21 protein-coding genes are annotated in these 23,992 nt (G+C 63.9%); 15 read left to right on the top strand and 6 right to left on the bottom strand.

Annotation, left to right across the window (positions count from 1 at the left end; translation table 11 throughout):
* The first annotated feature begins 63 nt into the window (after positions 1-63).
* From rpsM to FJV43_RS02590, 7 genes are all read left to right on the top strand, one after another.
* Positions 64-432, top strand: coding sequence for a 30S ribosomal protein S13 (gene rpsM, locus FJV43_RS02620; RefSeq protein ID WP_028137012.1), 369 nt, complete (start codon positions 64-66; stop codon positions 430-432).
* Positions 433-562: 130 nt separating this feature from the next.
* Entirely contained in the window at positions 563-952 is a 390-nt protein-coding gene (gene rpsK / locus FJV43_RS02615; protein ID WP_007603045.1) for a 30S ribosomal protein S11, read from the top strand.
* A gap of 114 nt (positions 953-1,066) precedes the next feature.
* The gene (locus FJV43_RS02610; RefSeq protein WP_239624433.1) at positions 1,067-2,098 is read left to right on the top strand and encodes a DNA-directed RNA polymerase subunit alpha; all 1,032 of its coding nucleotides are present in this window, start codon (positions 1,067-1,069) and stop codon (positions 2,096-2,098) included.
* A 147-nt stretch (positions 2,099-2,245) separates the two neighbouring features.
* Entirely contained in the window at positions 2,246-2,662 is a 417-nt protein-coding gene (rplQ, locus tag FJV43_RS02605) for a 50S ribosomal protein L17 (RefSeq protein ID WP_063682058.1), read from the top strand.
* A 167-nt stretch (positions 2,663-2,829) separates the two neighbouring features.
* Positions 2,830-3,618, top strand: coding sequence for an SDR family oxidoreductase (locus tag FJV43_RS02600; RefSeq protein WP_239624431.1), 789 nt, complete (start codon positions 2,830-2,832; stop codon positions 3,616-3,618).
* Between the two features lie 10 nt (positions 3,619-3,628).
* Complete coding sequence (locus FJV43_RS02595; RefSeq protein WP_239624429.1) at positions 3,629-3,925, top strand: DUF1330 domain-containing protein; 297 nt, start codon at positions 3,629-3,631, stop codon at positions 3,923-3,925.
* 55 nt (positions 3,926-3,980) lie between these two features.
* Positions 3,981-5,309: a chloride channel protein gene (locus tag FJV43_RS02590; RefSeq protein ID WP_239624427.1), complete on the top strand. Its 1,329-nt coding sequence runs from the start codon at positions 3,981-3,983 to the stop codon at positions 5,307-5,309.
* A 3-nt stretch (positions 5,310-5,312) separates the two neighbouring features.
* Here the strand turns inward: FJV43_RS02590 and FJV43_RS02585 are convergent, their stop codons facing one another.
* The 5 genes from FJV43_RS02585 to FJV43_RS02565 form a co-directional block, all read right to left on the bottom strand.
* Positions 5,313-6,326, bottom strand: a complete 1,014-nt coding sequence (locus FJV43_RS02585) for a zinc-binding alcohol dehydrogenase family protein (protein ID WP_239624425.1) — start codon at positions 6,324-6,326, stop codon at positions 5,313-5,315.
* Between the two features lie 102 nt (positions 6,327-6,428).
* A complete protein-coding gene (locus FJV43_RS02580) occupies positions 6,429-7,916 on the bottom strand; it encodes an efflux transporter outer membrane subunit (protein WP_239624423.1) in 1,488 nt (495 codons plus the stop codon).
* Between the two features lie 179 nt (positions 7,917-8,095).
* The gene (locus FJV43_RS02575; RefSeq protein WP_239624421.1) at positions 8,096-9,361 is read right to left on the bottom strand and encodes an efflux RND transporter periplasmic adaptor subunit; all 1,266 of its coding nucleotides are present in this window, start codon (positions 9,359-9,361) and stop codon (positions 8,096-8,098) included.
* Positions 9,362-9,384: 23 nt separating this feature from the next.
* The gene (locus tag FJV43_RS02570) at positions 9,385-12,603 is read right to left on the bottom strand and encodes an efflux RND transporter permease subunit (protein WP_239624419.1); all 3,219 of its coding nucleotides are present in this window, start codon (positions 12,601-12,603) and stop codon (positions 9,385-9,387) included.
* An 896-nt stretch (positions 12,604-13,499) separates the two neighbouring features.
* Entirely contained in the window at positions 13,500-14,999 is a 1,500-nt protein-coding gene (locus FJV43_RS02565) for a porin (RefSeq protein ID WP_239624417.1), read from the bottom strand.
* A gap of 317 nt (positions 15,000-15,316) precedes the next feature.
* Here FJV43_RS02565 and FJV43_RS02560 point away from each other — a divergent pair, with 317 nt between their 5' ends.
* The 8 genes from FJV43_RS02560 (at position 15,317) to FJV43_RS02525 (ending at position 23,400) form a co-directional block, all read left to right on the top strand.
* Positions 15,317-16,723: a DegQ family serine endoprotease gene (locus FJV43_RS02560; protein WP_239624415.1), complete on the top strand. Its 1,407-nt coding sequence runs from the start codon at positions 15,317-15,319 to the stop codon at positions 16,721-16,723.
* Entirely contained in the window at positions 16,720-18,057 is a 1,338-nt protein-coding gene (locus tag FJV43_RS02555) for a replication-associated recombination protein A (RefSeq protein ID WP_239624413.1), read from the top strand. The genes FJV43_RS02560 and FJV43_RS02555 overlap by 4 nt, the downstream gene beginning before the upstream one ends.
* Positions 18,058-18,109: 52 nt before the next feature.
* Positions 18,110-19,348 carry an RluA family pseudouridine synthase gene (locus tag FJV43_RS02550; RefSeq protein WP_239624411.1) on the top strand — a complete coding sequence of 413 codons (1,239 nt, stop codon included), beginning with the start codon at positions 18,110-18,112 and terminating at the stop codon, positions 19,346-19,348.
* A gap of 45 nt (positions 19,349-19,393) precedes the next feature.
* The gene (locus FJV43_RS02545) at positions 19,394-19,690 is read left to right on the top strand and encodes a hypothetical protein (protein WP_239624409.1); all 297 of its coding nucleotides are present in this window, start codon (positions 19,394-19,396) and stop codon (positions 19,688-19,690) included.
* Positions 19,691-19,825: 135 nt separating this feature from the next.
* On the top strand, positions 19,826-20,620 hold the full coding sequence (locus tag FJV43_RS02540; protein ID WP_239624407.1) for an ATP12 family protein: 795 nt from the start codon (positions 19,826-19,828) through the stop codon (positions 20,618-20,620).
* 55 nt (positions 20,621-20,675) lie between these two features.
* The gene (locus FJV43_RS02535; RefSeq protein WP_239624405.1) at positions 20,676-22,247 is read left to right on the top strand and encodes a flagellar hook-length control protein FliK; all 1,572 of its coding nucleotides are present in this window, start codon (positions 20,676-20,678) and stop codon (positions 22,245-22,247) included.
* Positions 22,244-22,507, top strand: coding sequence for an EscU/YscU/HrcU family type III secretion system export apparatus switch protein (locus FJV43_RS02530; protein WP_131867626.1), 264 nt, complete (start codon positions 22,244-22,246; stop codon positions 22,505-22,507). The genes FJV43_RS02535 and FJV43_RS02530 overlap by 4 nt, the downstream gene beginning before the upstream one ends.
* Positions 22,508-22,581: 74 nt before the next feature.
* Complete coding sequence (locus FJV43_RS02525; RefSeq protein ID WP_239624403.1) at positions 22,582-23,400, top strand: penicillin-binding transpeptidase domain-containing protein; 819 nt, start codon at positions 22,582-22,584, stop codon at positions 23,398-23,400.
* Between the two features lie 102 nt (positions 23,401-23,502).
* Here the strand turns inward: FJV43_RS02525 and FJV43_RS02520 are convergent, their stop codons facing one another.
* Complete coding sequence (locus tag FJV43_RS02520) at positions 23,503-23,907, bottom strand: DUF4260 domain-containing protein (protein WP_239624401.1); 405 nt, start codon at positions 23,905-23,907, stop codon at positions 23,503-23,505.
* Between the last annotated feature and the right edge of the window lie 85 nt (positions 23,908-23,992).

Raw genomic sequence — 23,992 nt, 5'->3', positions numbered from 1 at the left:
TGCCCGAGAACACAAGCACTTAAAGCCCGATCCTGACGAGGATCGGCGACAGGAGAGAAGGCCGTGGCCCGTATTGCCGGCGTGAACATTCCCACCAACAAGCGCGTGCTGATCGCGCTCCAGTACATCCATGGCATCGGTCAGAAGATCGCCAGTGAGATCCTGGAGAAGGTGAAGATCCCCGTGGATCGTCGCGTCAATCAGCTCAGCGACGCCGAAGTGCTCCAGATCCGCGAAGTCATCGACCGCGACTATCTCGTCGAGGGCGATCTGCGTCGCGAGGTCGGTATCAACATCAAACGTCTGATGGACCTCGGCTGCTATCGCGGCCTGCGTCATCGTCGCGGTCTGCCGGTGCGCGGCCAGCGCACCCACACCAATGCGCGCACGCGCAAGGGTCCGGCCAAGGCGATCGCCGGCAAGAAGAAGTAAACTCGCGAATAGGGAATGGCGAATGGCGAGTAGGGAGCATCCCTATTCGCCATTCGCTCTCACTATTTGCTTCCACAGGTGTAGCCGCTGGCATTACGGCGGCGTTTGAGATCTTCAGGAAAGGGACTCAATGGGCAAGGAAGCCACCCGCGTTCGTCGTCGTGAGCGCAAGAACATTGCCTCCGGCGTCGCGCATGTGAACTCGTCGTTCAACAACACGACCATCACCATCACCGACGCGCAGGGCAACACGATTGCCTGGTCTTCGGCCGGCACGATGGGTTTCAAGGGCTCGCGCAAGTCGACCCCGTACGCCGCGCAGGTCGCCGCCGAAGACGTCTCCAAGAAGGCGCAGGAGCACGGCATGCGCACGCTGGAAGTCGAGGTGGCCGGCCCCGGTTCGGGCCGCGAGTCGGCGCTCCGCGCGCTCCAGGCCGCGGGCTTCACCGTCACCTCGATCCGTGACGTGACCACGATTCCGCACAACGGTTGCCGTCCGCGCAAGCGTCGTCGCGTTTGATTTTTACGAGTTGCGGGCGCATCGGCGCCCGCAATGACTTTGCAAGAAGCCGCAGGAATGCTCTGCGGCCTTTCTCCAACGCCAGTATTTGATGCCTCAAATTGGCTGGCCTGTATGGGTGAAACAGTGACGATCCAGAAAAATTGGCAAGAACTGATTCGGCCGAACAAGCTCCAGGTGACGCCCGGCAGCGATTCCTCGCGTTTCGCGACGATCGTCGCCGAGCCGCTCGAGCGCGGCTTCGGCCAGACACTCGGCAATGCCCTGCGCCGCATCCTGCTCTCCTCGCTCCAGGGCGCGGCGGTGCAGTCGGTGCACATCGACGGCGTGCTGCACGAGTTCTCCTCGATCGCCGGCGTGCGTGAGGACGTCACCGACATCGTGCTGAACATCAAGGACATCTCGATCAAGATGCAGGGCGAAGGCCCCAAGCGCATGGTCGTGAAGAAGCAGGGCCCCGGCGTCGTCACCGCCGGTGACATCCAGACCGTCGGCGACGTCGTCGTGCTCAACCCGGACCTCCAGATCTGCACGCTCGACGAGGGCGCCGAGATCCGCATGGAGTTCACGGTCGCCACCGGCAAGGGCTACGTGCCCGCCGAGCGCAACCGTCCCGAGGATGCGCCGATCGGCCTGATCCCGGTCGACAGCCTGTACTCGCCGGTCCGCAAGGTCTCCTACAAGGTCGAGAACACCCGCGAGGGCCAGATCCTCGACTACGACAAGCTGACCATGACGATCGAGACCAACGGCGCAATCACGCCGGACGACTCGGTGGCTTATGCCGCCCGCATCCTGCAGGATCAGCTCAACGTGTTCGTCAACTTCGAAGAGCCGCGCAAGGAAGTCGCCCAGGAGATCATCCCGGACCTCGCCTTCAACCCGGCCTTCCTCAAGAAGGTGGACGAGCTCGAGCTGTCGGTGCGTTCGGCCAACTGCCTGAAGAACGACAACATCGTCTACATCGGCGACCTCGTGCAGAAGAGCGAAGCGGAAATGCTCCGCACTCCGAATTTCGGTCGCAAGTCGCTGAACGAGATCAAGGAAGTTCTGGCCCAGATGGGTCTGCACCTCGGCATGGAAGTGCCGGGCTGGCCGCCGGAGAACATCGACGAGCTCGCCAAGCGCTTCGAGGATCATTACTGAGCGAGTTGGGAGTGGCGAATAGCGAATGGAGAAGAACATCCATTTGCTACTCGCCATTCGCTATTCGCGAACTAGGGCGAACGCAGGAAGCCCACCTGAAAACCAGTCGCTGAACCACCGCGACACAATCGAAAAAGGACTACTCACATGCGTCACGGCAAGGTTCATCGGAAGCTCAACCGCACGGCCGAGCACCGCCGCGCGATGTTCGCCAACATGGCGGCCTCGCTGATCAAGCACGAGCAGATCGTCACCACGCTACCCAAGGCCAAGGAGCTTCGCCCGATCGTCGAGAAGCTCGTCACCCTCGGCAAGAAGGGCGGCCTGTCGCTGCGCCGCCAGGCGATCGCGGAGCTGCGCGACGTCGACATGGTCAAGAAGCTCTTCGACACGCTCGCGACCCGCTACAAGGACCGGCAGGGCGGCTACACCCGCATCATCAAGGCCGGCTTCCGCTACGGCGACAACGCCGCGATGGCCGTGATCGAGTTCGTCGATCGCGACGTCGATGCCAAGGGCCAGGATTCCGGCCCGGTGCAGGAGAAGGAAGCCGAGGCGGCGTAAGCCGATCAGCTTCTATGAATTGAAAGCGGCGCCTTTCCGGGCGCCGTTTTTGTTTGGATGCGTGAGCGGTTCGCCCGTGTACATGCGCTTCCTCACGCGTCAGTGAGCCCGATTGCGGCATCACAGTTCGCTCCCGATATCTCCATCATCATCCATGGAGACATCGCATGAACATCGACCTTTCCGGAAAGACCGCCCTCGTCACCGGCTCGACCGCCGGCATCGGCCACGCCGTTGCCAAGGGCCTCGCCGCCTCGGGCGCGAGTGTCGTGATCAACGGGCGCGGTAAGGACAAGGTCGATGCGGCCGTCCGCAAGCTGGAAGGGGCAGGGGCGAAGGTCCGCGGCATCGCCGCCGACGTCTCGACCGCGGCAGGCTGCGAGGCGCTCGTTGCGGCGCTGCCAGACGTCGACATCCTCATCAACAATGCCGGCATCTTCGAACCCAAGGACTTCTTCGACATCCCGGACGAGGACTGGACCCGCTTCTTCGAGATCAACGTGATGAGCGGCGTGCGGCTGTCGCGCGCGTACATGAAGGGCATGCTCGAGCGCAACTGGGGCCGCATCGTCTTCATCTCCTCGGAGTCGGGTCTCAACATTCCCGTCGAGATGATCCATTACGGCATGACCAAGACAGCCCAGCTGTCCGTCGCGCGCGGCCTGGCGCAGCTCACCCGCGGCACCGGCGTCACGGTCAATTCCGTGCTGCCGGGCCCGACCATGTCGGAGGGCGTCGAGACGTTCGTCAAGGATCTCGCCAAGCAGAATGGACAATCGGTGGACGAGGCTGCTGCGAACTTCGTCAAGCAGCATCGGCCGAGCTCGCTGATCCAGCGCTTTGCCAGCGTCGACGAGATCGCCAACATGGTGGTCTATGTCGCATCCAAGGAAGCGTCCGCGACCAACGGTGCAGCGCTGCGCGCCGAGGGCGGCATCGTCAACACGATCGCCTGAGGCGGCGCGCATGGCGGCCTATGTGATCTCCGAGGTCGAGGTGCGCGACGGAGCCGCGATGGAGGCCTACCGCACGCTCGCGGCTCAGACCATTGCCCAATATGGCGGCCGCTACCTCGCGCGCGGCGGCGCCGTCGAGGTGGTGGAGGGCAGCTCGTCGCCGGGGACCGTCATCATCGTCGAGTTTCCCTCGATGGCGCGGGCACGCGAATGGTACGGCTCGCCGGACTATGCCGAGGCCCTGAAGTTGCGGCGGACGGCGCTGGAGCGCCGGCTGATCTTCGTCGAAGGTGTGGTTCCGGCCTAGCTGATCTGTTCCTCGACCCCTTCAATTCCGGGCGTGACCGGCTAAAACTCGGTGAATGATCACGGCTCGGTTCATACGCAACAAGCGGCTGTGGAGGATCGCTTCCGCCCGATGGCAGCGGCGGGCGATCTTCCTGCTCGGCGGCATCGTCATTGGCGCCGCAGCCGTGGTGCTGGCGCAACTCGCCGATCTCGCCCAGGACGTCTTCGGGCTGCTGCTCGCCAAGTCGCGCTATGCGGTCCTGGTGGTGACGCCGCTCGGCTTCATGTTATCGGCCTATCTCACCATCCGCCTGTTTCCCGGCGCCCAGGGCAGCGGGATTCCGCAGGCCATCGCTGCGCGCCATTTGAACGATCAGGCTGCGCGAGCGCGGCTCGTGTCCCTGCGCATTGCCGCCGGCAAGATGATCCTCACCCTGTTTGGACTGTTGTGCGGGGCTTCCATCGGACGGGAAGGGCCGACTGTGCAGGTCGGCGCCTCCGTCATGTTCGCGATCGGGCGGGTGTCGCCTCGCCGTCAACCCGGATTGATCCTGGCCGGTGCGGCGGCCGGGGTCGCCGCGGCCTTCAATACGCCGTTGGCGGGCATCGTGTTCGGAATCGAGGAGATGAGCCGCGCCTTCGAGACGCGTACCAGCAGCCTCATCATCGCTGCCGTGATCGCGGCCGGCCTGACCTCGCTGGCACTCGCCGGCAATTACGCCTATTTCGGCAGCAGCGTGACGTCGCTGGCGCGTGGCACGGACTGGCTGGCCGTTCCGCTCTGTGGCGTGGTAGGCGGCCTCGCGGGCGGCCTGTTCAGCCGCATCGTCATTGCGACGGCGCGCGGGTTCAAGAATCCGCTCGGACGCGCGATCAAGGTCCATCCGCTCTGGTTCGCATTCGCGTGCGGACTTGCCGTCGCGGTTTGCGGCCTAGTGTCTGGCGATACGATCTATGGCACCGGCTATGAGCAGGTGAAGACGGCACTGGAGCACGGCTCCGCATTGCCGCAGGATTTCGGCGTGCTCAAGCTCCTGGCGACGACCTTGGCCGCGATCAGCGGCATACCGGGCGGCATTTTCTCGCCGTCGCTGGCCGTCGGTGCCGGCATCGGCAGCAACATCGCCTCGTTCTTCCACGATGCGCCGCTCGGCGCGATCATGCTGCTCGGCATGGTCTCGTACTTTGCCGGCGTCGTGCAGGCGCCCATCACCGCGTTCGTGATCGTGACCGAGATGACGGACAATCACGGCATGGTCGTGCCGTTGATGGCGGCCGCGCTGATCGCGCACGTGACCTCGCGAATGATCTGCGAAGAGGGCATCTATCACGCATTGGCCAAAGGCTTTGTCGAACGGGCGACGCGTCCGCCGGAAGCGAAGGCGCCGCCCGCGTCGAGCTGAAGCCTACCACCCCTCCAGCACGATCTTGCCGCGCGACTTTCCGCTCTCCAAGAGCGCGTGGGCTCGCTTGAGGTTGGCGGCGTTGATCGTGCCGAAGGTCTGGTCGAGCGTGGTGCGCAGCACGCCCTTGTCGATGAGGTCGGCGACATCATTGAGCAGATGATGCTGCGCGATCATGTCTGGCGTCTGGAACGAGGAGCGCGTGAACATCGATTCCCAGTGCACCGAGATAGCCTTGCCCTTGAAAGTGCTCATGGCAAATTCCGGGGGATCGTCGATCAGGCCGAACCTTCCCTGCGGAGCCATGAAGTCCGCAATCGCCTTGTAGTGCTGGTCGGTGAAAGTCAGGCTCGCCACCAGCCCGACCGGCGGCAGCTTCAGCTTCTCGATCTGCTCCTTCATCGGCTTGCCGTGGTCGATCACCGCATGAGCGCCGAGATCGAGGCACCATTTCTGCGACTCCGGCCGCGTCGCGGTGGCAAGTACGGTCAGCCCGGTGAGGCGGCGGGCAAGTTGGATCAGGATCGAGCCGACGCCGCCGGCGCCGCCCGTGATCAGGAGCGTGCGCGGATCGACGCTCTTGCCGGGCACCGCGCCGAGCCGGTCGAACAGCAATTCCCAGGCGGTGATGGACGTGAGGGGGAGAGCGGCGGCCTGCGCGAACGACAGGCTCTTCGGCTTGTTGCCGACGATGCGCTCGTCGACCAGGTGGAATTCGGCGTTGGTGCCCTGGCGCAGGATCGAGCCGGCGTAGAACACCTCGTCGCCCGGCTTGAAGAGAGTCACGTCGGGGCCGACGGCATCGACCACACCGGCCGCGTCATAGCCGAGGATCTTCGTCTCGCCCTCGGGCGGAGCTGCGCGCTTGCGCACCTTGTAATCGACCGGATTGGCCGAGATCGCCTTCACGGCGACGCGGATGTCGCGTCCCCCGGGCTCAGGCCTGGCGGTCTCGAAATCGATCAGTGAATCCGCATCCTCGATCGGAAGCGATTTTTTGTAGCCGACGGCCTTCATACCTGTATCTCCGTGAGTAACAGCGTCCTCATAGACTAGTTGTCCTCTGGTGTCCCAATTGCAAGCCGCTCGCCTGCGGCGAGCCAAGAGGCAGCGATCACTTCAGGGTTGGAATTGCAATGAACCGGGATCTGCAGAGGCCGGACGCAGCCGGGCGGATTCCCGCACTGCGGCAGCAATCGCGGGCTCCGGGATCCGTACGGGCGGAACGGCCTGATAGGACTCCCAGCCGCCACCCAGGGCTTTGTAAAGAGCCACTAGCTCACCTCCCGCTCTGCGCTGAGAAGTGACGTATTGGGCCTCGAGTTCGAACTGTTGTCGCTCGGCATCGAGAACGTTGAGGAAATCCGTGAGCCCTCGCTCGTAGCGCTCAGACGCAAGCTTGACGGCAACAAGGGAGGCGCTACGGGCGCGTGACAGGCTGGCGAGGCGACTCCGCTCACCATTGTAGCCTGCGATCGCCTGGTCGACCTCCTGCACGGCATTCAGCACACGGGCCTTGTATCGAAGCAGCGCCTCGCGCGCCTGATAATCGGCCAACTCGACGCGGGCATCGAGGGTGCCGAAGTCCAGCACCGGCCAATAGAGCGCGGGACCGACCCCGCCGATGAACGTAATCGGCGTCCCGGTGGCTGCGCGTGCGCCACCCTGGCCGCCAACTGCGCTTGTAACGGCGAGACGCGGAAAGAGATCTGCGGTTGCAGAACCGACGCGTGCGGTCGCGGACCCAACCTCGAATTCGGCTTGCTGGATGTCCGCGCGTCGCTGCAGTAGGCTGACCGGTAGATCGATCGGGATCTTGGCCGGAAGACGCGGAGGAGGCGTGTACGTCCCGAGTTCTTTGGCAAGCGTCTCGGGAAACTGTCCAAGCAGGCCAGCTATGACATACTGGCTCGACTGAATCTGCCCCGTCAGTGGTCCAACCGTGGCCTCGAACGTCGCGACCTGGCGTTGCGCGAGCGTCACATCCAGCTCGTTCGTGAGTCCTTCACTGAAACGGGTCTGCGCGACCTTCAAACTCCGCTGGGCGGTTTCCATGCTCCTGCGAACTGCTGCGAGTTGGGCCTGATAACCCCGCAATTCGATATACACGCGAGCAACGTCGGCAATGACCGAGACTAGGACCGCGTCGCGAGCCTTAGCGGCAGCCAGCGCGTCCAAATGCGAGGCCTCGATCTCGCGCCGCAGCTTCCCGAAAACGTCGAGCTCCCATGCTGAATCGAATCCTCCAGCTTCGAATACGTGATCGAAACCGGCAGTATTGCTCGCGCTGTGCAGAGTCTCCGAGACTCGTCCTCGGGTGTTGTCGCTACCAGTTCCAAATCCGGCGCCCGCTGACAACTGGCCTTTCGGGAGGGCCGCGCCGGTCAAAACAAACTGTCTGGTGCGGGCCTGTTGCAGGCGGCCTAATGCGATTGCGATGTCGGGATTGGCCGCGATCGCCCGCTCGACAAGTGAAACCAAGTGAGGATCCCGAAACGAACGCCACCATTGCGACAGATCGACGGCTGTCGTTCGCTCATGGGCAGAATGGTTTGCGTTGGAGTCTGGTCTGGCGATGTATCTTCCCGGAAGCTGCGCTTCGGGCATGCTGAAATCCGGGCCGACGGAGCAAGCGGACAAGCTCGCGGCTCCCCAACACAAAATCCAGCTTCTAAATACCCGCGAGGGAAGGAGCGAGTTCATATGCCACCGCCATCATCTAAGGGCTTCGAGAGATCCGGTACCCTTGCCGGGCTTTCAAGATTTCGCTGCTTGCGAGGCCGAAGCTATGATTCCTTGTCGTCCCGGGGGCTGGCGTCGAGATCATGCGCCTCGACTGTCATCCCGGACACGATTTGGCTGGAAAGGTTGAGTGCGACCCTTTCGCCTTCCCTGAGGCCGGATTCGATCTGCACGACATTCCCGTCGTCTACACCGATTTTGACATCCCGAAACTCTACCACATTTTTGTCGTCGACGACCGCAACCTGCGGTGCCGGTCGGAACGACAACGCAGCTGCCGGAACCTGGACCCCGATGGCATTCTTCAGGCTGAACTTTGCCTCCACGTACAGTCCCGGCACCAGCCGGGAATCTGCGTTCGGAATATCGATCTCGACCCGAAGGGTTCTGGAGCGCGGATTGATGGCGCGGGAGGTGCGCGATACCTTGCCTTCGTAATGCCGGCTCGCATCGCCCCCGACTGCAATGTCGGCTTCGGGGGCGTCGGTCAGAAGGCGGTCCGCGGCACTTTGCGGCACGTCGACGAAGACCCGCATCGGTCTGCTCTGGACCACCCGAAAGAGAGCCGACATCCCCGATCCGCTGCCGGCTGTCACGAGGTCGCCGAGGTCGATATCACGCTCGACGATGGTGCCGCCAAACGGAGCCTTCACCTGCTTGAACTCCGTGAGGGAGGTCAGTCGGTCCACGTCCGCCTTGTCCAGCGTGACTTGAGCCTTGGCAGCAACCAGCTCGGATTCCGCAGCTATTGCGGCTGCCTTCTTCGACTCGCGCTCCTGATCCGATACGACGCCTTGAGGCGAGCTACGCCAGCGCTCATACGTGCTCTTGGCGAAGTCGTCCTTGGCTTGTTTGACGTTCACTTCGGCCTCCGCGGCACTCAATTTGGCCCGGGCGGCCTGAAGCTGAGCGTCGAGCTCGGGTGTCTCTATCAATGCCAGCACCTGTCCCTCGCTGACGGGATCACCGATGTCGACGAGCCACTTTTTGACGTAACCATTCACCCGGGCATATATCTTGCTGTCATGCCAGGCGGCGGTCTCGCCGGGCAGGACGAGACGATGTGTGAGCGGCGACGACTTGGCGAGGACGACGTCGACCGGCGGAGGCCTCGACATTTCTTCCCGCGTCGTGGCAGCCAGCTTGTTCGTCTTGTAGCGCCGCTCGGCATTGACGTAGAAGAACCCGGCGACCAGCACTCCCGCGAGCACGAGGGCGACTATGCTCATTCGCGATCCGGTGCGGAAATCATAGTCCAGCATCTTCTTCGGTGGCTGTTCGTCGTTGGGCAGCGGGGGATCGGCTGGCATGGATACCTCGGCTCGAAAGCTCTCTATTGAACGGATGGATTTTCGTCGATTGCGATCCGATCCATCGGGTCGTCCGTCGGCAGAGGGCGTCGGATCAGCCGATAGACGGCTGGTACCAGGATCAGTGTTGCAAACGTTGCAAATAACAGGCCGCCGATGACCGCCCTCGCGAGCGGCGCATTCTGCTCGCCCCCTTCGCCGACGCCGAGGCCCATCGGGATCATCCCCAGGATCATGGCGCCCGCCGTCATCAGCACCGGCCGTAACCGCGTATAGCCGGCTGCCACCGCGGCAGTGATCGGGGTGTCGCCGGCCGCCATTCGTTGATTGGCAAAGGTAACGACGAGGATGCTGTTGGCGGTCGTCAGGCCGATGCACATCAGTGTCCCCATCAAGGCTGGCACGCTGATGTTGGTCCCCGTCAGGAACAGCATCCAGATCACTCCACTGATCGCGAGCGGCACAGCGGACAGGACAATCAGGGGATCGATCCAGCTCTGGAAATTGATCGCGAGGATGAGGTAGACGAGGATAACGGCCACCGCCATGCCGGAAAACAATCCGTTGAAGCTCTCGCGCATGGTGGCGACCTGACCCGCGAGCGTCACGTGGGTCGCTTTGGCCGGGGGAGGCTGGTTCGCCGCCAGGACCTTGTCGATCTCGCGCGCTGCCGTGGCGAGATCGATTCCCTGAACGTCGGCATTGACGTCGAACACCGGGCGGATATTGAGCTGGGACGCCACGAGCGGAGTCTTCTCGCGTCCAAGTTTCGCAACGTTCATCAGGACCTGACTTTGCTCGCCGTCGTTTCTCGCCAGCACAGGCAAGGTGTTGAGGGCGGCGGTCGAGTCCAGGCGATAGGTCGGCGCCTGGATGACCAACGGATAGCTGACGGAGTTCTTGGGGCTGACCCAGAAATTCGGAGCTATCTGTGCGCTCGAGTTGGTAGTCACCAGGACGTTGCCGGCGATGTCTCCCTGGTGCAATCCGAACTGCTGTGCAATGGCGCGATCAACCGAGACCGTGAGTGCGGGCGCGTCGGGGACCTGAAACACGTGCGAGTCGACGATTCCCGGAACTCGCTTGAGATCCGCCGCGATCTTCGACGCCAGCGCGAAACTGTAGTCGCTGTCGGGCCCGGATATTCTGACATCGATTGGCGCAGGCTGGCCGAAGTTGAGGACCTGGTCGATGATGTCGGCCGCCTGGAAGAAGAACTGCATCTGAGGAAACTGCCGCGGCAATTCACGCCTGAGGTCGGCGACATGCGCGGCGGTCGGCGTATGCTTCTTTTTCAGCGATACGAGAATTTCTCCGTCCATCGGACCGACCGTCGCCGAATCGCTCAGCGCGATGTTGATCCCGCTATAGGGCAATCCGATATTGTCGAGCATGGTGTCGATCTGATCGTCACCCACGATCTTGCGGATCGCGCGTTCGACCTGTGCGAATTGCCGCTGGGTTTCCTCGATCCGAGTTGCCGGCGGCGCACGGACATGCAGCCGCATCTGACCGGCATCGACCTGCGGGAAGAAGTCCTGCCCGATCAGGGGAAAAAGCGCCAGGGAAAAGGCCATCAGCACGCCGAAGAAGACGGCGGTGACCGCCGAATGCGCAACGCAGAACGCGAGTGCATTCCGGTAAGTCTCCCGGAAACGCGAGAAGCCCTTTTCGAAGCCGTTGTGGATCGCCCTGAACGGCTTGAGCGCGCGCTCCCTGAGCGAAGTCTGCGGCTTGACCTCGTGTTCGCCATGTTGCTCCACAGCCGATCGCATCAGGGCGCGAAACAGCAGCGGCACGAGCGTGAAGGACAGTAGCAGGCTGGCGACCAGGGAAACGCAGACCGAGAGGGACAGCGGGGAAAAGAGATACTTCGCCACGCCTTGAAGCAGGAAGATCGGGACAAAGACGATGCAGATGCACATCGTCGACAGCACCGTCGGGATGCTCACTTCGCCGGCGCCGTTGATGATCGCGGGCACCAGCGGCTCCTTCTCGCGAATATGCCGCTCGATGTTCTCAATCACCACGGTGCCGTTGTCCACCAGGATGCCCACCGCGAGCGCGAAACCGCCAAGTGTCATCGTGTTGAGCGTCTCGCCGCCCGCATACATGACCAATATGGCGGTGATGATGGCCATCGGTATGGTCGCCAGGATGATGAGCGTCAGTCGCCAGCTGCCGAGGAAAAGCAGAATCATCAACGCGGTCAGGCCTGCCGCCATCAGGCCGCCCATGACCACGCTGTTCAGAGCGGCTTTGACAAAGACCGACTGGTCGAAAATCGGCTTGATGGTGACCCCGTCGGGCAGCAAGTGCCTGATGTTGGAAAGGCTGTCTCGGATTCCATTGATCACGGTGAGCGTGGAAGCGCCTCCCGTCTTTCGCACGGACATCAGCGCGCCCGGAGTTCCGTCGACCGTCACCGAATTGGTCTGCACCTGGTACCCGTCATGGACGTGGGCGACGTCCTGGACGAACACAGTGCGGCCATCGATCTGCTTGAGGGGAAACCGATTGATCGTGCCGATCACGTCGGGACTATTGTTCATCGAGAGCGAATAGTCCTTGCTGCCGATCTTCACGTCGCCGGAGGGCAAAATGATGTTCTGTCGCTGCAGCGCCTTGGCGACGTCACTCGGTGTCAGGCCGCGCGCGTTCAATGCATCCTGGTCGAGGTCGGCCATGATGACACGGGGCTTGCCGCCATACGGATAGGGGACCTCGGCGCCATGCACGACCGCGAGATCAGGACGGATGATGTTCTGACCGAGGTCGTTGAGGGTGGAATCGGGCAGCGACGGGCTCGAGAGGCTGAGCTGGATGATCGGGACGTCCGTCGCTCCGTAACGCAGGACGAGCGGCGGCGTGATGTTGGGCGGCATGTACTTCAGAACGACGAGGGCGCTGCTGGAAAGCTGGGCAATGGCCCGTGTCACGTCGGCGCCCTGATGCAGGAATATCTTTTCGACGCCGACTCCGTAGTAGCTTGTCGCTTCGATGCGTTCGATATCATCGACCAACGAGGCAAGTTGACGTTCGTGCAGCGTCAGAATCCGGTTCTGGATGTCCTGCGCCGACATGCCGTTATAGGTCCAGACCACCGCCACCACGGGAACGTCGATCTCAGGAAAGATGTCGATGGACATCCTTGATATGGCACCGACGCCGAGCAGCGCGATCAGGATCAATCCCGAGATGACCGTATAGGGTCGCTTCAGCATGAACGCGACAAACGCCATCAGATGGGTCTCCCGCGATCGCTAGGAAGCGGTCTTGCATGTCCGGAAGGGCAAATTGATCGCTCTCTGACCCTCAATGTGGTCTGTACAGTCATTGCAGTTGTCCGCGGCACTTCGCATTCGGAGGGATGAGGTGCATGAGATCACAGACCGGCAGCGATGAAGATGCTATGTTGACAGCTTGTCGCGAACTGGCGTCGAGGAAACCACCGATACAGCCCCTCTTGTTGTCGAGGTTCCCGATCGTTCAAGATCCGCTTCTGCCGTCACCATGCGACCTCAGCATCTCCTATAAGATGGGCCGCCGGGTCTTTCATTCGCGCACGGTTATATTCCGTTCGCCGGTCCGAGGACCGGTCCGGCGGCTGTCAGCGTTCACGTGCACGACGGGTCGAGGTAGCGTTTGTTTGAATCGCCTCGCGCGGGCTCCAACGTGTCGGAATTCGATCGTTGTCAGACTGTCGGCCGCTTGATGGGCTCTGAGCGAATCTCGATTGCGCCAGCCCTGGACACCGCCGCGGCCGTGACCATCGCCGCGCTGCGGTCACCTAGCGAATCGTTGCTGGGTCCGAAGTCGCCTATGAGAACAAAAGCTTGTGCCACGATTGCGACAGATACGGCTACAGTCACGTGTACCGACCTGCTGTGCCGGCGTTTGCTTAGGGTGTTCATTTGCTGTCTCGCCAATGCGCTATTCCTGGCCATCGACGCCGGTCGTTTGGCGCTGCCCCGACCTGGCGAGCGACCGGACCGGCTGGTCCGCCTGGAAGCGATGTAGTTCTGGAATGCGCGGGCACCATTGAATTGCAATTTAATCAGCGGGCTCCGCAGACCCAAAGCGAGCGAGTTCGAACGGTGCCCTGGAAACGATCGGACCTATTCGCAGATCGGAGAATTCAGAAGCGGAAGCGCAACCCGACTGTGGGGGCGATGTTGTTGTGTTGCAGAAAGCCGGAGGCCAAGCCTCCATTCACTTGCGTGAACATGATCCCGGCGTAGGTATCCCATTTCGGGGCGAATCGCCAATCAACGGCAGCGGAGATCGCGTCGAAAGTCCCGGCGCATTGTGCGCGCGCGGCACTGAAGCAGGGAGCTGGTCCTCCGGCCGCTGTTCCGAAGAAGGAGTTCTGGATGTAATGGTAGTAGCCGGCGATCACATCCAGATCTTCCGTGACGGCATACTTTGTCCCGAGCCACATGATTTGCAAGGTCCTGTTGCCAAGACCGTTCACACCAAACGCAGCATTGTTGATATTCGTGTTGTTGAATGCGGCGCAGCCTTCGCAAAGGAAGTCTCCGGAGATACTGGTAAAGGCAGTCTGCGGATTGCTCGGCGCCATGTATCGAATATGCTCGTAACCGGCGTATAGCTTGAGCGCTCCGGTCGTGTACTTGGCTACGAACATCACGGCGCTGTTGTCGGAAATCGTCGCCGTGAGAATCTGCGGGAGGAACGGCGGAATCGGCGTCCCATTGGCGTCGTTGCTGCCAGGGGCGAGTCCAAGCGCCACTGAATCCCTGACATAGCTGTAGATGGTGTCGATCGAGAGTACGTCTTTGCCCCATGTCGGAATATCGGCGCCAACTCCGAACTGGTATGCGCCATGGGAGGCGTTGTTCTGGGCATAGCCGCCGAATTGCCAGAGTGCGGCCGCGCGAAACTGGCCGACCTTGAGCCTGTATTTCAGCGACGTCGAGTGTCTGCAATTTTCGGTATTGCCGCCGCCGCACGTGATTCCCTGGAAGCCGATTGGCGAGAAGCCGTAGGAGGCGCCGAACGGATCGTAATCCAGGACTGCATCGAGGGTCAGCGAGTTCTGTCGGAAAACGGTCAAGGTGCCGTAGGTCGGAGAGCTGACACCCACGAAGCCTTGGCCGTTGTACCACTGACCCGCCCGGCTGGAGTCGGAAAACGCAGTTTGCTGGTTCTGGGGGACGCCAATGTTCGCGGCAACCGATCCCGGTCCATCAGATAGCCGCAGGGAATATGGGTCAAATCCGGCGTCCAGCGCGAATACAACGGAGAAGTCTGCGCCGATCGGCTCGGTCCCTTTGATTCCAATGGTGGAGTTGCTGAGCGCGTTGGGCGCTAAAGTCCAAAGGGGTGACCTGTTCTGTTTCTGCACCAGGTATGACGCCGCGACGGCGGACCGTGGGTCGAACGGCGCGCCGTGGCTCTGCCAGCCAACCCCGACGTCGATCGTGCCGTAGACGGTGATACCCTTCCAGGTCAGCAGGCAGTTCGTGGCGACGAAATCCCAGGGATCGGCGCATGGCTTGGGCGCCAAAGCTCCCGCCGCCGACTTGCTGCTGCTGGCTGATTCTGCCTGGGCCTGGGAGGCCGCGAGCACGCCGGCAAGAACAAGCGCCGCTGCCGCAATTCTTGTCCTGATCACGTCAGACCTCCATCGTTTGACGAACCTCCCCAAGTCGCGACGGGAGAGACTAGGATTGAATGATGACTGCCCCGCGGCGGCGCGTCACGGTTGGGCGGTTCCCACTGATGCAAATTCGTCGCAACCGAATTCTGCCGGTGCGCCACAATGCGAGAGGACGCGGATCATGCCAACCCACGGCGCTCTGAAAATTGCGATTTCGCACGACGGGCTTGCATCCGGGGAGCCGTCGGAATGAGGCCGAATATTGCCGCCCCGCGCCCTTCTATTGAGGGGCGAACGCGCCTATATTCCGGCGTCTTTTCCGAGAGGTAGGAATGTTTCGATCGACCTGGACCGCCGTCGTCACGGCCTTGTGCATAGCCTTTTCGGCCCATTTCAATCCGGCCTCTGCGCAGGACCGCCGCGTCCCGTCGTCGCCGGCCGAGCTGCGGCTGTCCTATGCGCCGATCGTGCAACGGGTGCAGCCCGCGGTCGTCAACGTCTATGCCGCCAAGATGGTGCAGAACCGCAATCCGCTGCTGGACGACCCGATTTTCCGCCGCTTCTTCGGCGTGCCGGGTCAGCAGCCCGAGCAGATGCAGCGCTCGCTCGGCTCGGGCGTCATCGTCGATGCCTCCGGTCTCGTCGTCACCAACGTCCACGTCATCGAAGGCGCGGACCAGGTGAAAGTGTCGCTGTCGGACAAGCGCGAGTTCGAGGCCGAGATCCTGCTGAAGGATTCGCGTACCGATCTCGCCGTGCTGCGCCTGAAAGACGCCAAGGAAAAATTTCCGACCCTCGATTTCACGAATTCCGATGAACTGTTGGTCGGCGACGTCGTGCTCGCGATCGGCAATCCCTTCGGTGTCGGCCAGACCGTGACCCACGGCATCATCTCGGCGCTGGCGCGCACGCAGGTCGGCATCACCGACTACCAGTTCTTCATCCAGACCGATGCGCCGATCAACCCCGGCAATTCCGGCGGCGCGCTGGTCGACATGAGCGGCAAGCTCGCCGGCATCAACACGGCGATCTATTCGCGCTCCGGCGGCTCGCAGGGCATCGGCTTTGCGATTCCCGCCAACATGGTGCGCGTCGTCGTCGCATCCGCCAAGAGCGGCGGCAAGGCAGTGAAGCGGCCGTGGCTCGGGGCAAAATTGCAAGCGGTGACGCCAGAGATCGCGGAAAGCCTCGGCCTGCGCTCGCCGACCGGTGCGTTGGTCGCAAGCGTGGTGCCCAACGGCCCCGCAGCGAAGGCCGGTCTGAAATCCTCCGACCTCATCACCGGCATCGACGGCCAGACCGTGGATGATCCCAACGCCTTCGACTACCGTTTCGCAACCCGTCCGCTCGGCGGCACCGCGCAGATCGACGTGCAGCGCGGCAGCAAGCCGATCAAGCTGACCGTGGCGCTGGAGACCGCGCCCGATACCGGGCGCAGCGAGCTCGTCGTCACGGCTCGCTCGCCGTTCCAGGGCGCGAAGGTCTCGACCATCACGCCCGCGGTCGCTGACGAACTGCGTCTGGACGCCGACACCGAAGGCGTCGTGATCACCGATATCGGCGGCGATACCGCGGCTGCCAATGTCGGCTTCCAGAAGGGCGACATCATCCTGGCCGTCAACAACCAGAAGATCAGCAAGACCGGCGACCTCGAGAAGGCCGCAGGCGAGCGGTCGCGGATATGGCGCATCACGCTGGTGCGCGGCGGCCAGCAGATCAACGTCACGTTGGGCGGATGAGTCCGAAGCGACCACAGCCAACGCCGACTCTCTTTGCCGCGGCGGGGCTCGACCACGAGGCGCCACATCCGCTGCCGGACCGGCTGCGGCCGCGCGCGCTGTCGGAGGTCGTCGGTCAGGACCACATCCTCGGCCCCGACGGCGCGCTGACGCGCATGCTGGAGACGCGCACGCTCGGCTCGCTGGTGTTCTGGGGCCCGCCGGGCACCGGCAAGACGACGGTGGCGCGGTTGCTGGCGGATGCCACCGATCTGCATTTCGAACAGATCTCCGCGGTGTTCTCCGGCGTCGCCGATCTCAAGAAGGCATTCGACGCTGCGCGCGCCCGCCGCGAGATGGGCAAGGGCACGCTGCTCTTCGTGGACGAGGTGCATCGCTTCAACCGCGCCCAGCAGGATTCCTTTCTGCCCGTGATGGAAGACGGCACGGTGGTCATGGTCGGCGCCACCACCGAGAACCCGTCCTTCGAGCTCAACGCGGCGCTCCTGTCCCGCGCGCGCGTGCTGGTGTTTCGTTCGCTTGATGCCGCCGCGATCGAAAAGCTGTTCGCACATGCCGAGGCGGTCGAGGGCAAGAAGCTGCCGCTCGATGCGGAGGCGCGCGCGGTACTGGTGCGCATGGCCGACGGCGACGGCCGCGCATCGCTGACGCTTGCCGAAGAGGTGTGGCGTTCGGCGCGGGCGGACGAGATTTTCAATGCCGCGCAGTTGCAGGACATCCTGCAACGCCGCGCGCCGATCTACGACAAGTCGGCCGACGGCCATTACAACCTGATTTCGGCGCTGCATAAGTCGGTGCGCGGCTCCGATCCCGACGCCGCGCTGTATTACCTTGCCCGCATGCTCGATGCCGGCGAGGATCCGCTGTTCCTGGCCCGTCGTGTCGTGCGCATGGCGGTCGAGGACATCGGGCTTGCCGATCCACAGGCGCTCGTCGTCGCCAATGCCGCCAAGGACGCCTTCGACTTTCTCGGCCATCCCGAAGGCGAGCTCGCCATCGCGCAGGCCGTCGTCTATCTCGCCACCGCGCCGAAATCGAACGCGGTCTACACCGCCTTCGGCACGGCGATCCAGGTCGCCAAGCAGGCCGGCTCGCTGCTGCCGCCGAAGCACATCCTCAATTCCCCGACCAAGCTGATGAAGTCGGAAGGCTACGGTGCAGCGTACGAATACGACCACGATGCCCCCGACGCCTTCTCGGGCCAGGACTACTTTCCGGAGGCTCTCGGCCGCCAGACCTTCTACGACCCGCCCGAGCGAGGCTTCGAGCGGGAGATCAGGAAGCGGCTGGATTACTGGGCCAAGCTGCGGAAGGAGCGGGGCGGCTCGCGCTAGAGGCGGCCATTTCGCCGTGACGGGAGCCGGCTTTTAGGGTAGGCAGGCTACCATGAGCCGCCGTATCAAGAGAATGAACCCAAAGCCGCGCTCGCGTGACGAGCGCGATGACTCGCGACCGCATCAGTCGCACAGCGCGAAGAAGGCCGGCCCGCGTCCGGGCGGGAAGCCTGGCGGCAAGCCGCCGCGCTTTGCCGGTGAGCGTGTTGAGCGGCGCGCCCCCGAACGCTCTGAGCGGCGGCCGCCTAAAGCCGCCCTGGAAAGGCCTGCGCCGGAGAAATCTATCGAGCCGCTGCTGCCGACCAAGGTCCAGACCGTCAAGGTGACGGCCGACGAGAACAACATGCGTGTCGACCGTTTCCTCGAAGCGCGCTTCCCCGGGCTGTCGTTCTCCCATATCCAGCGCGTCGTCCGCAAAGGCGAGCTGCGCGTCGACGGCAAGCGCGTCGACAGCAAGGACCGCCTGGAGGAAGGGCAGAGCGTCCGCATCCCGCCGCTGAAGCTCGATGCGCCGAAGGTCGTCGGCGAGCTCTCGGAAGCTGCGCAGAAGACACTGAAGGCGCTGAAGGACATGACGATCTTCGAGGACGACGACGTCCTCGTCCTCAACAAGCCGGCCGGCCTTGCCGTGCAGGGCGGGTCGGGCATGACGCGGCACATCGACCAGATGCTGGAGGTGATGCGCGATGCCAAGGGCCAGAAGCCGAGGCTCGTGCACCGCATCGACAGGGAGACGTCGGGCTGTCTCCTGATCGCCAAGACGCGCTTCGCCGCCTCGCACCTGACAGGCGCATTCCGCTCGCGGTCGGCGCGGAAGGTCTATTGGGCTCTGGTACCGGGCCTGCCGAAGCCCAAGCAGGGCCGCATCTCGACCTTCCTCGCCAAGGAAGAGAGCGAGGACGACACCATCATGCGCATCGCCCAGCATGGCGACGAGGGCGCGAGCCACGCGGTGACCTATTATGCGGTGGTCGAGACCGCCGGCAACAAGCTGACCTGGGTGTCGCTGAAGCCGGTGACGGGCCGCACCCACCAGCTGCGCGCCCACATGGCCCATATCGGCCATCCGATCGTCGGTGATCCCAAATATTTCAACATCGAGAACTGGCAGCTGCCGGGCGGCTTGCAAAACCGGCTGCATCTCTTGGCACGCCGCATCGTCATCCCGCATCCGCGCGGCGGAGTGATCGACGCCACCGCGCCGCTGCCGCCACACATGCAGCAGTCGTGGAACCTGCTCGGGCTGGATGCAACCAGATTTGATCCGATCGAGAACGCGCCTGAAGAATAGTTAAGTCAGGTTGAACGGGGGCGATCGGAGCACAACATATCCTCCATGAAACGGTTCTCGCTCTGTCTCATGGTTTTGACCGCACTGCTCTTGGGGCAGGCGGCTCAGGCACAAATTGTGCTGCCGGGCCCCACGCAGGTCGTTCCGCCGCCTTCGCCGCCACCGCCGCCGAAGCTTGAGGTACCGAAAATGCCGCAGCTCGATGCGCCGCCGAGCTACAACTACCGGCCGCTCCCGCGTAATTCGTTCAGCGATCGCTTTTCGAAGTGCCTTGAGGATGCCGCTGGCGCGGGGCTGGGCCCCGCTCACCGCGGCACCTATGCGCTCAGATGCGCGAACTAGGGTCGATCTAGCGGCCAGGCCCGGCGAACAGGTCCGCAGCGCCCGCCAAGTTCCCCCATGCCCGCCGCTCGCTTTATCGGCTGCCGGGTTTATCCTAAAAGCCTGGCATTCAGCGGCAGGGACTGAAAAACCGACATGCGCGAATTGTTCGATGAAGCTGCGGGGCAAGCCCCGCCAGATCCGCGCGAGGCGGCACGCCAGTCGGCGCGTCCGCCGCAGCGCAAGCGCTTCTACAAGGATGCGGGCGTGAGCGAGGCCGATGGCGGGTATGCCGTCGTGCTCGACGGCAAGCCGATCCGTACGCCGTCCGGCCGCCAGGTAATCATCCCTTCGCGCGACCTTGCCGATGCGGTGGCCGCGGAATGGGCAGCCCAGGGCGAGACGATGGACCCCATGGCCATGCCGTTGACGCGGATGGCCAACAGCGTGGTGGAGGGTGTCGTCGATCGCGTCGAGCTCGTCAGCGACGACCTCGCCAGATATTTCGAGTCCGATTTGCTGTTCTATCGTGCCGGCCATCCCGAGGGACTGGTCGCCCGCGAGGCCGAGCATTGGGATCCCGTGCTGTTCTGGGCGGCGGAGACGCTGGGAGCGCATTTCATCCTGTCCGAGGGCGTCATGCATGTGAAGCAGCCGGAGCAGGCGCTTCGGGCGGCTCGCGCCGCGCTGCCGCAGGATGCCTGGTCGGTCGCCGCTCTCCATGTGGTGACGACCCTGACCGGCTCGGCGTTGCTGGCACTGGCGCTCGCCCATGGCGCGCGGGACGCCGGCCAGGTCTGGACCGCCGCCCACGTCGACGAGGACTGGAACGCCGAGCAATGGGGCGTGGACGAGGAAGCAGCCAGGCGCCGGGCCATCCGCCTCAGGGATTTCGAGGCCGCCGTGGCCGTGCTGGCGGCCGCAAGCCCGGCCGGGACCACAGGTCCTTAACGAGAGGTTTACGACGCAGCGTTACGGTGGGCCGGCGTTCCCTGAGGCCGCTGAGATGCCGACGCCGGTCACTTCCGTTGCTCCCGTCAGCGCCGCCAGCCCCTTGGCTGATGCGGCGACGCCCGATCTTTTGCTTCAAGCCGGCAGTGTCGTCGATGCGAGGGTCGTCAGCGTCCTCGCCGACAATCTGGTGCGGATCGCGATCGCAAATCTATCGCTCGACGTGATGTCGGAAGTCGCGCTGTCGCCCGGGCAAAATCTCCAGCTGGCGGTGTCGCGGAACGACGGCACCGTCCGTCTTGCCGTCGTCGGCGGGGCGGGCGAGGCGGCCGCCGACGTGGTCACGCTGACGCCGCGTGCGGCCTCGCTGGTGGAGAGTCCGCCGCTTGCGCCGTCGGCGGGCGCCGCGCGCAACACGCTGACACCTCCGGAGCAAGTCGCCGTCACGGTGGCTTCGGCCGATGCCGTCACCAGGCAGGGCAGCCAGGCGCCGCTGTTTGCCAATCTGGCCGCCGTCGTCACCGGCAGCGATCTGCCCGCGGGCTTGAAGCAGGCGGTGCTGGCCGTGCTGTCTCAGCAGACGCCGCTCGATACCGGGCTTGCCGGCGGCGATATCGAATCCGCATTCCAGAAGTCGGGGCTGTTCCTCGAGGCTTCGCTCGCCGCAGGCGCAACACCGTCGTCAGGCACAATGCCAGATCTGAAGGCGGCGCTGCTGGAGCTGCGCCAGGCGCTGTCCACGATTGAGAGGGCCGTGCCACCGATGCAAGGCGCCTCGCCGGCTCCGGCAGCAGGTGGGGCGGCGCAGGTCGGATCGCCATCAGCCGAAATCGCGCAACAGCCGCAAACGCCGGGCCGCGCCAATCCCGCCGCTGGCGTGCTCGCCGACATCGCCGGCGGGGCTTCGCAGGCGGCGACGTCGCGGACCATGTCCGCCGGCCTAGCCGCGAGCCTGCTGCAAGAGGTCACGCAGAACCTGCCGCGCCTGACTGGCAACGTGCCGGGCTCCAACAAGGCCGTACCGGATGGCCACGTCTTCGAGGCCGCCGCACACGCGACGCCCCCGCCATTCCGCGGTGCGCTGCCGGCGCCGCAGTCCATCTCCGCGCCATCGCTGGCGCCGGATACGCCGCTCGCTGCCACCGTGCATCGCCTGCTCGACGACACCGATGCGGCGATCGCGCGGCAGACGCTGCTGCAAATCGCGTCGCTCCCCGATCGCATCGATGCCAGCGGGCACCGCATCGATCCGGCCGTGCCGCACTGGAATTTCGAGATTCCGTTCGCGACCCCGCAGGGCACCGCGATGGCGCAGTTCGAGATCTCGCGCGACGGCGGCAATGAGTCCGGCGATTCCGCCCAGCGCACCTGGCGCGCGCGCTTCTCCCTCAATGTGGAGCCGGCCGGACCCGTGCATGCGTTGATCACGCTGAACGGCGACAAGACCTTCGTGCGGATGTGGGCGGAGCGGCCGGCGACCGCGCAGCAGCTCCGTGCCGGCGTCGGTGAGCTCAGCCAGGCATTGACGAGAGCCGAGCTCAAGCCCGGCGACATCGTGGTCCGCGACGGCCCGCCGCCGCAGCCGGCGCCGGCCCGCGCCGGGCACTTCCTGGATCGCGCGACATGAGCGATCCATCCAAGCTTGCGATCGCCCTCCATTACGAGAAGGGCACCAACGCGCCTGTCGTCGTCGCCAAAGGCAAGGGCACGATCGGCGAAAAGATCGTCGAGATCGCCAAGGCCCACGACATCCCGATCGAGGAGAACGAGATTCTGGCCGGCGCGCTGTCCAGGGTCGAACTCGGCGACGAGATCCCGCCGGATCTCTACAAGGCCGTCGCCGAGGTGCTGGTGTTCGTGCTGCGGCTGTCGGGCCGGGGACGGTAAGAATAACCTGTCATCGTTTCACCACGTAGCGGCTGCATGGTCGCGCGGCCTCCCACAGTTCACGGATATCACTTTTGCTGACCCGTCGTTCCACCCTAGGTCTTCTCGCCGCAGCCGCGGTTCTGCCATCCCGCGCGCGCGCCCACGTCGCGCCGCCGCGCAATGAAATCCGTGAGAGTCTTGCAAAACGCTTCACCGATCTCGGCACATCCGGCACCTTCGTCGGCTACAAGGTCGAGGACTATCTGATCGTCGCCAGCGACAAGGAGCGCTCGGGTGAGGGCAAGCTGCCGGCCTCGACCTTCAAGATTCCGAACGCGCTGATTGCGCTGGAGACCGGAGTGGTCGCGGACCCCGACAAGGACGTGTTTCCCTGGGACGGCGTCAAGCGCCCGATCGAGGCCTGGAACAAGGATCACACGCTGCGCAGCGCCATCGCGGTGAGCTCGGTGCCGGTCTTTCAGGAGATTGCACGGCGCATTGGCCAGGAACGCATGCAGAAATATGTCGACGAGTTCGACTACGGCAATCGCGACATCGGCGGCGGCATCGACCAGTTCTGGCTCACCGGCGCCCTGCGCATCGATCCGGTCGAGCAGGTCGATTTCGTCGACCGGCTGCGCCGTCGCGTGCTGCCGATCTCAAAGCGCAGCCAGGATCTCGTCGCCGACATCCTGCCGGTAACCAAGGTCGGCGACAGCATCATCCGCGCCAAGTCGGGCCTGCTCGGGGCCGAGCGCGGCGAGCCGTCGCTCGGCTGGATGGTCGGCTGGGCCGAGAAGGGCGAGGCGCACACCGTGTTCGCGCTCAACATGGATTGTAAGGAGCCGCGTCTGATCGGCGAGCGCATGCCGCTGACACAGGCTTGCCTTGCCGAGATCGGCGCGATCTGACTCCAGCGCCCGTTGCCCCTGACCTGGCTTGAACGGCGCCTGTAAGAACTCCTCCACGGCGGAGGGGGCGGGGAGTCCAAGCTTCGCAGGGTCGCTCGCCGGTCAGGCGTCCTTCTGGCGGCCGATCCGGCCGAGATGGGTGAAGCCGAACCCTGCGGAATATTTCAGGCCGTAGCCGAGCGCCCGGTCGATGCCGATATGGGCAAGCCAGATCAAGGCAATTGACAAAGTGAGGGGCGAGGCGAGGCCGAAGCCCAGCGTCAGCAGCGCCACCGGCGCCATGTAGCTGTGAGCGGCGTTGTAGACCATCGCGCCGAACCTGGCGTCGGACAGGTATGCCAGGAAGCTCAGATCGGGCACGAAGAAGAGCAAGGCAAAAACCAGCCAGGACCCGTCCCAGGCGGCGTAGAGCGTCACCATCCCTGCGAACAGGGTCAGGCCCTCCAGCCGCAACAGGATGTTAACGCTGCCCGTCGCCGCGCCCGCCTCGGCCATTCCTTCGCTCATGTTCGTCTCCTAGGCAAAGCTCTGTAATTCCTTGCGCTTTCACGCTGCGGCAGGGCAGCCCTGCGACGCCGAAAGCCGCTTCCCG

Source organism: Bradyrhizobium sp. I71, from assembly GCF_022354745.1.
Classification (GTDB): domain Bacteria; phylum Pseudomonadota; class Alphaproteobacteria; order Rhizobiales; family Xanthobacteraceae; genus Bradyrhizobium; species Bradyrhizobium liaoningense.
This window is presented reverse-complemented; position numbering and strand designations above follow the sequence as displayed.

Bases quoted from the DNA above. Each gene is read 5' to 3' on its own strand.
- FJV43_RS02540 (WP_239624407.1), top strand. From the start codon at position 19,826: ATGCGCGAATTGTTCGATGAAGCTGCGGGGCAAGCCCCGCCAGATCCG.
- rplQ (WP_063682058.1), top strand. From the start codon at position 2,246: ATGCGTCACGGCAAGGTTCATCGGAAGCTCAACCGCACGGCCGAGCAC.
- FJV43_RS02575 (WP_239624421.1), bottom strand. From the start codon at position 9,361: ATGCCAGCCGATCCCCCGCTGCCCAACGACGAACAGCCACCGAAGAAG.
- FJV43_RS02550 (WP_239624411.1), top strand. From the start codon at position 18,110: ATGAGCCGCCGTATCAAGAGAATGAACCCAAAGCCGCGCTCGCGTGAC.
- FJV43_RS02590 (WP_239624427.1), top strand. From the start codon at position 3,981: ATGATCACGGCTCGGTTCATACGCAACAAGCGGCTGTGGAGGATCGCT.
- FJV43_RS02530 (WP_131867626.1), top strand. From the start codon at position 22,244: ATGAGCGATCCATCCAAGCTTGCGATCGCCCTCCATTACGAGAAGGGC.
- FJV43_RS02560 (WP_239624415.1), top strand. From the start codon at position 15,317: ATGTTTCGATCGACCTGGACCGCCGTCGTCACGGCCTTGTGCATAGCC.
- FJV43_RS02570 (WP_239624419.1), bottom strand. From the start codon at position 12,603: ATGGCGTTTGTCGCGTTCATGCTGAAGCGACCCTATACGGTCATCTCG.
- FJV43_RS02535 (WP_239624405.1), top strand. From the start codon at position 20,676: ATGCCGACGCCGGTCACTTCCGTTGCTCCCGTCAGCGCCGCCAGCCCC.
- FJV43_RS02600 (WP_239624431.1), top strand. From the start codon at position 2,830: ATGAACATCGACCTTTCCGGAAAGACCGCCCTCGTCACCGGCTCGACC.
- FJV43_RS02580 (WP_239624423.1), bottom strand. From the start codon at position 7,916: ATGCCCGAAGCGCAGCTTCCGGGAAGATACATCGCCAGACCAGACTCC.
- FJV43_RS02555 (WP_239624413.1), top strand. From the start codon at position 16,720: ATGAGTCCGAAGCGACCACAGCCAACGCCGACTCTCTTTGCCGCGGCG.
- rpsK (WP_007603045.1), top strand. From the start codon at position 563: ATGGGCAAGGAAGCCACCCGCGTTCGTCGTCGTGAGCGCAAGAACATT.
- FJV43_RS02595 (WP_239624429.1), top strand. From the start codon at position 3,629: ATGGCGGCCTATGTGATCTCCGAGGTCGAGGTGCGCGACGGAGCCGCG.
- FJV43_RS02610 (WP_239624433.1), top strand. From the start codon at position 1,067: ATGGGTGAAACAGTGACGATCCAGAAAAATTGGCAAGAACTGATTCGG.
- FJV43_RS02585 (WP_239624425.1), bottom strand. From the start codon at position 6,326: ATGAAGGCCGTCGGCTACAAAAAATCGCTTCCGATCGAGGATGCGGAT.
- FJV43_RS02545 (WP_239624409.1), top strand. From the start codon at position 19,394: ATGAAACGGTTCTCGCTCTGTCTCATGGTTTTGACCGCACTGCTCTTG.
- FJV43_RS02520 (WP_239624401.1), bottom strand. From the start codon at position 23,907: ATGAGCGAAGGAATGGCCGAGGCGGGCGCGGCGACGGGCAGCGTTAAC.